Raw genomic sequence first — 7552 nt, forward strand, 5'->3', positions numbered from 1 at the left:
TTTGGTAAGGAATAATAGCAATATACAGTAAATATCCATTTTTGGATTAAATTACAGTACATGTACATATATACTACTTGATTACCATGCGAGAAGATTTAGAATCAATAACCTCAATATTATATCAGGTTTTTGAGATACCTTCATTTAAAAGAAACTATGATGCTGCATTTGGAAGGGTTGCTGATATCTTGCATCGTTACGGAATAGTTGAAAATCCTAATAGAAGAAAAAACCATTTGGCCTTGACATGTTTGTATTTCTAGCGTTTAATGCTATTTCAATTCTTCTATTTGTGGTCCACCATGGTATTTACAACTATTACCATACGTAATGACAATTATCATTATTATAGATCATAGTTTTAGCTCCATTATTGATATTATTTTATATAAATAAGATTATCTACCATACTTCATACATACATCAAATGGCGATAAGTCATATTGTTGCGGGCGTCAAACTGGGATAAAACCATATTTGTGAAGAAATTTTCAAAGCAAGGAGAGGAGGTCGAGGTTGAAAGGATAGTTGATGTTCCAGGAGGAAAAGGTACAAACGTTGCTGTGGCATCTTGTAGGATCCTTGGAAAAGACAAAGTGGCATTATTAGGAGCATTAGGTTCAGATTTCATAGCAAACAAACAGCTGGAAATATTAAAAAATGAAGGCATTTTCACTAACCTCATTCAGTTCACCAATGAAGTTTCATCTGGTCAAGCTTATACCATAGTTGATCTAGATGGCAGAAATGCCATACTGACATTTAGACAGGCAAACGATACTTTGGATGATGATATATTAGAATCTGAAAATATGTTTGAGTATTTGGAGAATTCATCACTTGTAACTATTGTTGACCCGCCGCTGGCATTTGCTAAGAAATTAATTGGTCTAGCTGAAGCGAATCAGAAAATAATGGTATGGGCACCGGGATTACTTTCCTCAGATGGAATAGAAAATGTTATGGACATTATTAAAGGTGTAAATTTCCTTATTCTAAACGAATCTGAATGTTCTTTGATTTCAGGTCTCTCTGATACTTTATCTGGATGTAAAAAACTCTCCATGAAGAAGCATAACATGGGAGTTATAGTGACTAGGGGAGAAAATGGATGTATTTTTGGAAAAGATGGAGATGTCATATCAACCCCAACTGTAGAACTAGAGAAAAGAGGTTTAAAAAAGTTAAACACAGTGGGTGCAGGCGACGCTTTCATTGGTACTTTTTGTGCAATGAAAATTTTAGGAAAAGACGATCCTGAATCAATATTTCTGGCAAATCTATCTGGAGCGCTAAAAGTGACTAAGGAAGAAACTAGAGGAAGCCCTACAATGGATAAACTTATTAAATTTAGAGACTCCATAAAAAAAGATAGAACCTAATAAATTAGATTTAGTTTTGGTTGACAGCAATGATATCCTTGTTACCAATTGGTTAAATGGCATTAAATTATATTCTAATATGTGTTCTCATGGGCGATATTAACAGTTATGAGACGGACCAAGACTTATTTTTGCTAGTATATTCTTGTCTCCAACTATCACATATATATCTGATAGTCAATAACTAGTAAGTTGGCCACTAGTAAGCATTTCGAATATTTTGAAAGCTGAAGGTTCCATGGATGACAATTGGATTATTACTCTTTTACCTGTAGTCGAATAATATGTCAGGAAGTGAAAAAATAGAAGTGAGTTCAACTAATAGTAGTCCAGTCATACTTAAACTCACTAATTTTTCGACATTACATTCTATATGGCAATGAGACAACTATCATACTCTTTTTTCTACACTCTGACTTCCTGGTTATTGCTGTTATTACGTATTTCTTTCATTACAATCATATCTATTAATATGGTTATTATTGACAATAATATACCAGTGTAAAATATCATCGTATACGCTTGAGATGATGGGAATGAACCAATAATTCCATTGATTGATATTTGATTAGACTGCATATACATTCCTACAAGCGTAGGACCTATGGCACTTCCCATAAGATAGAAAACATTACTGATTCCAAAAGATATTGCAGTTTGATTCTTTGGAGTTGAAACCAAATTTATATTCACCGCACCCTGATGAAGCAGCTGGGATCCTGCCCCCAAAATAGCCAGACTTATTAAAAGTAGTCCAAGACTATGAAAAAATAATAAAAGGGTAATAAAACCAATAGCACTTACTACAGATCCTATTACAGTAACTCTTGTATTTCCAAGTTTTGATATTATGGGGCCAGAAGACAAACCAATCGTCAGGTATGCAGCCATAAAGGGAATAATTATTGATGCTGTATTTATTGCACCTTCGTCAAAGCCTATAGGTTTTGGGTTTCTAATTAGTATAGGAATAGCATTCAAAATTGCAAACATGAATAAACCAGCTATCATTCTCAAAACATTAGCGAAGAATAATACTTTGTTCGTCACTAGTTTAAAGTCAACAAGTGGAGACTTTACTCTTCTTTCAATATAAACAAATATCCATAAAGAAATAATTGCGGTTACAGATAGACTGACAATGACAAGAGAGTTAATAGGTGAAAATTTGACATGTAAATTAGTTATCATAAGCAGAATTGACACTATCCCCATAGAAAATAATTTTGATGTCTAATTTGGAATTTGAAAGTGAACTTTTACTCCGTTTACTACCATAATCCCGATATTCCTTTCTGTCTTCTCCTATAAATCGAATTACTAAAATAATAAGTAAAATAACAACAGGTAATATACTAAAGAATGTAGCTCGCCATCCAAAGTAGTGTATAACTGTACCTCCTGCCGCTAATCCTATGACTGCTCCGGATGCAAACATTGAGGTGATTATTCCTTGATTAAAAGCAAGTCTTTTCTCTGGTGATTGATTTCTTACTATTGCAACTGCTATAGGGAATATGCCAATCCCAAGGCCCTGTACTGCTCTTGCAACCAGCATAAAGTAGATATTAGTTGCAAATCCAGCTGCTAGAGTACCAACAGCATATATTACAAGTCCGGTCAAAAGTACCCTTTTTCTTCCATACATGTCTGACAGTTTTCCCATAACAGGAGTCATAATTAGTGCAACTAGCAGATAGGCAGTAAGTATCCACGATACAGTATTGTAAGAAATGTTGAAATCTTTTATAAAATCTGTCAGTGCTGGCGCAACCATGGTTTCTACGTACATGATTACCAAACCAATCGCACTTAGAATCACTAATGTTAAATAGCCGGTATCTATAGTGGTTGATTTCATTTCAATTAACCAAATTATGAACAATACAATTGACAAATAGCGAAAGTGGTGGTGGTGGTGGCCTAGTTGACTGGGAATACATTGCACATTATCCTCATTTGATTTGCTAAGACTAAGTGAGCATGATATGCGCAACATGATAGTTAAACATACAAATGAACAAGCAAACCAACTATAGGTAATGAAATTATAAAGGCCATAAATATCTAACTAACTGATAAAATAACCACTCGTTGAACAAGAAATATACATTCATATCCATTATAATGTAGGAATGAATACGAAATGAATCTTCCTTCTGAAAATATTGTATTGGTGGAGCGCATAATGAATGGCAAACTGACTAAAATCAATGCTGATATCAGCGCTCTTGAAGTTGCAAAGAAGATGTCAGAAAATAAAATTAGTTCAATAATTCTAACAGGTGATCAGGGCAAGGTTGAATAGTAACATAGCGAGATCTGGTCAGAAACATTTGTGCAAATGACGTGTTAGCCAGCAAGACTCCGGTTCTCAATTATTACGAGCTTATCCTCTCTTAAAACCGACAGTTTTTATATGTTACATCGAATTTGTATATGTAGAGGTAGTCTTTTTATGAGACAACAGAAATTAGCTTAGGTACTTTAAACGGTATAAATCTCAAAATTTTAATCCATTATCAGCAATAAACGGATACATTTATGTGTTAATAGATTTAAACATTGTAAAATATTATCCATTCGATCGGGGAATTGACAATCTCTTTATTTCTTGACTTAAGAAATTATCCTTATTTGCAATGTAAGTTCTTTAATTTAGGTTCATAAAAGGAAAAGTAAATGTTTTGTCTTCTAATAATCTGAAAAAGTGTGACACAAATAAATTCAGCTCAATTCTCGAATATTTATCTTGCCACTCCAGTAACAATTATTTTACTACAAAGACAGGGCAATATGCATAAGTTACAAGATGTGATGCAACACTTCCAAGTAATAACCTCTTAAATCCTGATCCTCCTCTTGTTCCAGCTACAATCAAGTCAATGATATTTTCTTCCGCACAATCCAGTATGCCTCCAGATATATTTGTCGATGAAATAATTTCTGTTTTTATTTGAAGGTTGTTTTCATTTGCTTTGATTTCGACTTTATTCAAATATCTTTCACCTTCATCTCTCATTTTTACCATAAGCTCTGATGTCTCATGAGGTCCAAGTAAATCAACGTCTGTATGTATAATATGCACAGCATAAAGTTCTGCATTGTATTTTTTATATAGAGATAGCATTATCCGCTGCATTCATTGATGAATCAGAGCCGTCAATTGCAACTAGTACCCTAGATATTATTTCATTTTGATTAGCACTAGTAATAGTATTGGGTGCCGTAGTTGTAGTTGTGTTTGACATATGTCTATTTTTTATAGGATCTATTAAAATACAATCCTACAATAAAGGTATTCACTTTCTTAAGTGGAGTTCAACCTGATCCTTTGTAAGCCAAAAAAGAAATCATAGATTGCTGAGACTAAAGTGATCTTGGTCATAGGACGGATATCAGTAAAGATGATCGGTGTTAAAATAAACAGCATCACATTTACAGACAAATTAAATAGAATTAGTGTTCTACATGTATGAACTTAAGCCTTACAAATGCAGTGATTGTAGCATGGTATTTGTAAATGCAATACTATTTTGTCTGAAATAAAAATACTGCTTCAGGGAACAATCTTTGTAATCTAGGATGGCGTTAGTTACGTTAGCTGCTGTCTTCTTTCAATTTCCTGCTGTCAAAAACGTCATAACCCGAGCATCCATTACGGTATGAATGGTGGTCATTTCTAGGGATTTCTCCCAAGGACTAAGACTGTTGCATCTCCATCGTCAACTTCTGGCCCTCTCATATGCAGATTCAAAGCTACCTCTAATTGTTCAATTTCAGATAGGGAGCTTTTAACATAAGAAGGACGGCTATCATTAAATGATATTACGACAGAATTTAGTGTCCCATTTTTTACTGTTAATGTTGCGTTATATACATTAGTTTTAAGCCAGTCTTGAACCTGTTTACCTAAGTTTGGTGTAGTTTGTATATTGGTAGAATTATTACTAGAGCTAGAAGGTAAAGATAAAGTAGAGCACTGTGAGAAGTCACTAACCGCCTCACCGGTTGGACAGTTAATAATGGGTGGTGGTAGTGTTTGTGTAGTGTTGTTATGGCTGCGGCTAGCGGAAGGAGAAGAACTACTACCAGAAGGTGACAAGCCAGTAACTTCCGGCTTATATGTTTGTGGTGATTGTGAATTACTAGATGGTGGTGCTGATGCTGTACCTGATGTTTCCATTTTAAAATCTAAAGAAGAAATAATACCACCACTACTAGATTTTGCCCAGACAGAAGACGGGACAATCAATAATACTAAACCGATCAAAATAGCCAAAAAGCCATAGCAAAAAACCGACCTATTCATTATCTCACTTTAACTTCCTGATTATCCTAGAGTATTTACTTACTAGCAAGTGTGCTTTATTTATTTTATTGTGTCCGGCCTTCTATCTGTATCTTCATAAAGTGAATGTTCCACGATATTTTCATCTCCTGCCTACAATCATCACCTTAAACAGTCTATAATATCTGGCCTACAGTAATTAGAATTGCTTAAACCATCATGACGCTTTACCTGGGATTATGGGTTTGGCCTGTAAGAAGATGAAATAAGATCGAATATTATTAAGCCTTGTTGTACCATTTCAGAATGACCAATGAATGATACTAATTATAAAAAGCCTTTCCCGAAGGTGCCCGATGAAGCAATAGTGAAAGATGAAAAACCGCTGGAAACAAGTATAACACCAGAAGAGGTAGAAAGTAAAGATGAAGTCGAATATCAGCGAATGAAATCTGCTGATCACGATATGGATGGAGATGATAATCCAGACCTGGATCCAGAGGTATAACGCACTATACCATATTTAGTATTATTTTCATTTGGGCCTTGATGGTGTTATCTCATCTCTTTACTTTTACGATCCCTTAATTTCAAGGCTAATTAGCATAACTTTAAAATCTACTATAATGTGAACGGCCACACAGAAGTTTTTTTAATATTGGCTTTCGATTGTAGGCGGAGCGGCAGTCAACAGGCTTGCGGTTACCTGGAGGTCGGCAAGTTAAGTTAAGTTAAGTTCCATTGGATGCCAACTTTATAGTCAGTTTATAATAACAAAACATGGATAGATTATTGTTCATTAGTGGAATGGTAGCTTTTGTAGGGCGGCTTTTCTAATAATGAATACACCCAAAACAATTATGGCTTATAGCTGCGGTAGTTCTTCTAGCACACGTAATGCGCATGGTCAAACGACCGTGAGTGGCAGCTCGGGGAGTTGTGCCAGTAGCTCAACTGCCACGACTAGCTCTACTCCATCATTTTCTGGAATTTCTATAATTGCTAATGGTCCTAGAACAGCAGTAGATGGGCAGTTTATAACAAATCCTAACAGTGTGGAAGCGGCTTCATCGACAATTGCAGGTGGTGCTCTATTAGTTCTGCAAGTGGTTCTGGAAAAGCTCTACCATGTCAATCGAAAAATTCTTTGAAGACAATTCTCATCAAAAAAAGCAACCATTATCATCTCATACTTTAGAAAAGTCCATGTTATTCCATTATTGATAAAAAACGATACAATAATGATAATGGCAGCGGGATTTTTTACTATTGCAAGTTACATCCAAACATTGAATACATAAACCTAGAATCAAATTGAACATCATTGTAAGTATAAAGTCTGGATCTGGAAGAGGGTATCTTCAACAGAAATATTTCAGGTATTAGTTGGCCTTCTTTCCCAGTCCCTTGACCTACTGAGAAAAGCTGATAGTTTATCCTCTACTGACATGATGACGGAAATGTAATAAGACTGATATTATTCTTATGAAGATATTCCTTTTATCCTCTACTGACATGATGACGGAAATGTAATAAGACTGATATTATTCTTATGAAGATATTCCTTTTCCTTTTGTAATATAACAAGATCTGCATCTCTTAGTCTCAATACTTTTATTCATATGTTGAAAACTATGATGTAGAAGAGACAGAGAAAGGTTGGGAACAGGAGAACAATGAACCACAGCACTAGCACATATAGCTAACGTTCTATTCCATCTTGACCTAATTTCTCTGTCTGTCTATCTATCTACATCAAACTATCTGTAAGATAATCAATAAATGCAATTGGCAAACTGACAAGGTACTTGTTATTGATAAAAGATATCTATGATAGACTTATTATTTATAATATTATAGTTTCATAGTAATATGA

General features: G+C 34.6%; 9 protein-coding genes. 4 read left to right on the top strand and 5 right to left on the bottom strand.

The window, feature by feature from the left end:
* Positions 1-482: 482 nt before the first annotated feature.
* Positions 483-1385, top strand: a complete 903-nt coding sequence (locus tag DYY65_RS11465) for a carbohydrate kinase family protein (protein WP_162478093.1) — start codon at positions 483-485, stop codon at positions 1383-1385.
* 405 nt (positions 1386-1790) lie between these two features.
* Here DYY65_RS11465 and DYY65_RS11470 read toward each other — a convergent pair whose 3' ends face one another.
* Entirely contained in the window at positions 1791-2576 is a 786-nt protein-coding gene (locus DYY65_RS11470) for an MFS transporter (protein WP_162478094.1), read from the bottom strand.
* A complete protein-coding gene (locus tag DYY65_RS11475; RefSeq protein ID WP_162478095.1) occupies positions 2566-3384 on the bottom strand; it encodes an MFS transporter in 819 nt (272 codons plus the stop codon). The genes DYY65_RS11470 and DYY65_RS11475 overlap by 11 nt, the downstream gene beginning before the upstream one ends.
* Positions 3385-3573: 189 nt before the next feature.
* On the opposite strand from DYY65_RS11475, the gene DYY65_RS13115 reads away from it, so the two are divergent.
* The gene (locus DYY65_RS13115; RefSeq protein WP_370519360.1) at positions 3574-3693 is read left to right on the top strand and encodes a hypothetical protein; all 120 of its coding nucleotides are present in this window, start codon (positions 3574-3576) and stop codon (positions 3691-3693) included.
* 462 nt (positions 3694-4155) lie between these two features.
* On the opposite strand, the gene DYY65_RS11480 is transcribed toward DYY65_RS13115, so the two are convergent.
* From DYY65_RS11480 to DYY65_RS11490, 3 genes are all read right to left on the bottom strand, one after another.
* The gene (locus tag DYY65_RS11480; RefSeq protein ID WP_162478096.1) at positions 4156-4515 is read right to left on the bottom strand and encodes a universal stress protein; all 360 of its coding nucleotides are present in this window, start codon (positions 4513-4515) and stop codon (positions 4156-4158) included.
* Positions 4499-4636 (bottom strand): hypothetical protein, encoded by a 138-nt coding sequence (locus DYY65_RS11485; protein WP_162478097.1) that lies wholly within the window; start codon positions 4634-4636, stop codon positions 4499-4501. Before DYY65_RS11485 ends, DYY65_RS11480 begins: the two co-directional genes overlap by 17 nt.
* A gap of 431 nt (positions 4637-5067) precedes the next feature.
* Entirely contained in the window at positions 5068-5697 is a 630-nt protein-coding gene (locus tag DYY65_RS11490; RefSeq protein WP_162478098.1) for a hypothetical protein, read from the bottom strand.
* A gap of 292 nt (positions 5698-5989) precedes the next feature.
* On the opposite strand from DYY65_RS11490, the gene DYY65_RS11495 reads away from it, so the two are divergent.
* Both DYY65_RS11495 and DYY65_RS11500 read left to right on the top strand, forming a co-directional pair.
* Entirely contained in the window at positions 5990-6184 is a 195-nt protein-coding gene (locus DYY65_RS11495; protein WP_162478099.1) for a hypothetical protein, read from the top strand.
* 331 nt (positions 6185-6515) lie between these two features.
* Positions 6516-6827, top strand: a complete 312-nt coding sequence (locus DYY65_RS11500; RefSeq protein WP_162478100.1) for a hypothetical protein — start codon at positions 6516-6518, stop codon at positions 6825-6827.
* Positions 6828-7552: the final 725 nt, after the last annotated feature.

The organism is Nitrososphaera sp. AFS, from assembly GCF_009898475.1.
GTDB lineage: Archaea > Thermoproteota > Nitrososphaeria > Nitrososphaerales > Nitrososphaeraceae > Nitrosopolaris.